This window comes from Anaerolineae bacterium, assembly GCA_014360855.1.
GTDB lineage: Bacteria > Chloroflexota > Anaerolineae > JACIWP01 > JACIWP01 > JACIWP01.
Map to the genome: position 1 here is coordinate 1 of JACIWP010000379.1, position 2273 is coordinate 2273.

Sequence of the window (2273 nt, forward strand, 5' to 3'; positions counted from 1 at the left end):
AGCGGTGTGGCCATGCAGGAACAACTTCGCCGCAATCTGGTCAGCGACGTGGCCCATGAACTGCGCACGCCGCTGACCAACCTGCGGGGATACCTGGAGGCCGTGCGGGATGGGCTGATACAGCCGGACGCCAGCCTCATCGACAACCTCTACGAGGAGACCATGCTGTTGAACCGGCTGGTTTCGGACCTGCATGAGCTGGCCCAGGCGGAGGCCGGCCAGCTCAACCTGGTGCGCCGGCCGGTGCGGGTGGATGAGATTGTGCACCGCGCGGCCGAGGCGTTCAACTGGCAGGTGGAAAGCAAAGAGCTGACACTGCGGGTGGATGTGCCGGCGGACCTGCCGCTGGTGGACGTGGACCCGGAGCGCATCGGACAGGTCCTGCGCAACCTGCTGTCCAACGCCATCCTCCACACGCCAGCCGGCGGCGAGATCGATATCGTCGCCCGCGCCGGGGGAAAATGGGTGACGGTAGCGGTCAAGGACACCGGGGAGGGCATCCCGCCAGAGCATTTGCCCTTTGTCTTCGACCGCTTCTATCGGGTGGACAAATCCCGCTCGCGCCTGACCGGCGGCGTCGGCCTGGGATTGGCCATTGCCAAGCACTTGGTCGAGGCCCACGGCGGCGACATCCATGTGGAAAGCAGGGTCGGAGAGGGCAGTACCTTCACCTTCACCCTCCCTATCGCGGAAGATAAGGGCTAATCCCCTGATCTGCCTGGGGAGGTGTCCTCGCGCCGGCTTGCCAGGATTCCCCCTGCGATGTATAATGAAAGTTGCATAAGCCTGCACGCACATCGCAAGATGCCAGGAGGGGAACATGCTGTTGGCCAGCTACGAGCCGGAGGTCATCCTGCCGCCGTGCGATTTCACCCGCGAGACGGTGAGCGTCATCGGGCATATCGCCGGCGACATCAGCCCCGTCTTCCCATACTTGAACGCCATCATCCCGGGAGCGGAATATCAGCCGGCCGGCCAGGTCCTGCGCTTCAAATGGGAGGGCCATATGGTCACCCTGCGGCCGAACGAGATGGCGGCCGCCGGCTTCACCGACGCTGATGAAGCAGTGGAGTTCCTGGCGCGCCTCCAGCAGCTCATCAACGACACCTGGGAGCGCCGACATACCATCCAGCCCAGCACCGTCCAGCGCAAACGGCTGGTGGCCACCGACGTGTACCGCCTCCTGCCGCGCACCAACTGCAAAGCCTGCGGTCAGCCCACCTGCTTCACTTTCGCCGCCAAGCTGGCCCTGGGCGAGGTGACCTTGGACGCCTGCCCGGCCCTGGCCGAGCCGCAGTATGCCGAACAGCGGACGAAATTACAAGAAATGGTCGCCAACGCGGTCTTCATCTGAAGGAGGGGCGTATGGAATCTGCAATCGAAGAAGAATTTGACTTCCCTGCGGAAGATGAGCAGTTGTCCGAGGAAGAGATCCTCGCCATGGACCCGGAGGAGCGCCGGCGCCGGCTCCTCTCATGCTCCTGCATCAAGGACCCCTATGCCGATCTGCCGCCGGAAGCCCGGCCGGCCGGTCCATCCCCCATGCGCGGCCTGCGCAGAGTCACCTGCCCCGGATGCGGCAAGGCCTACTGGACGAACCGGGATACCGACTGGTGTTTTGACTGTGAGCCCCGCCGGCCCAACGCCGGCTGACCCAGCCCCGCGCCCTTCTTCCGCCTGTTGCGCCTGTAAGAACCGCTCGGTGGTGAAACCCGCCTGCCCTTCCATCACCTTCTGACCATCCGTGGTATAATGGGCCGGCAGACATGGAGGGGACGCGCTATGACACTGCGGGCCGCCGGCCTGTTCCTGCTGGTGATACTGCTGGCCCTGACGGCATCCGCGCCGGCGGATTGGCGTCTGATCGAGGCGCTCCGGCAGGGCGATGCACATTTCGCCCGCGGCGAGTATTACGCCGCCCTGCAGGCCTATGCCCGGGCGGCGGCGCTCGCGCCGGCCAGCCAGGAGGCGCTCCTGCGCGCGGCGCAGGCCCATCTGGCGCGCCATGAGATCAGCCCGGCGGTGCATTTGTTGGGAAAGCTCTATCCACATGCTCGCGGCGAGCGCCGGCAGAGGGTCCTGGAGGGGCTGGGCCAGGCGGCGTTCCTGCAGGGGGAATGGAACGATGCCCGGCGCTGGTGGGAGCGGGCACTGGGGGCCGGCGAATCCGCCCCCGCTCATCGCGGGCTGGCGAAGCTGGCTGAGGCGGCCGGCGAGGATGCGGAGGCAGCGCGGCATTGGGTAGCTCTGCTCACGCTGGCCCCAGACGACCC

At 66.2% G+C, this 2273-nt stretch carries 4 protein-coding genes; all 4 read left to right on the forward strand.

Annotated elements, in window-relative coordinates:
- Positions 1–12: 12 nt before the first annotated feature.
- Complete coding sequence (locus H5T60_14200; GenBank protein MBC7243585.1) at positions 13–705, forward strand: hypothetical protein; 693 nt, start codon at positions 13–15, stop codon at positions 703–705.
- A gap of 115 nt (positions 706–820) precedes the next feature.
- Positions 821–1354, forward strand: a complete 534-nt coding sequence (locus H5T60_14205) for a hypothetical protein (GenBank protein MBC7243586.1) — start codon at positions 821–823, stop codon at positions 1352–1354.
- 11 nt (positions 1355–1365) lie between these two features.
- Positions 1366–1653, forward strand: coding sequence for a hypothetical protein (locus H5T60_14210; protein MBC7243587.1), 288 nt, complete (start codon positions 1366–1368; stop codon positions 1651–1653).
- A 129-nt stretch (positions 1654–1782) separates the two neighbouring features.
- A partial coding sequence (locus tag H5T60_14215; protein ID MBC7243588.1) for a hypothetical protein occupies positions 1783–2273 on the forward strand: 491 nt, incomplete at its 3' end.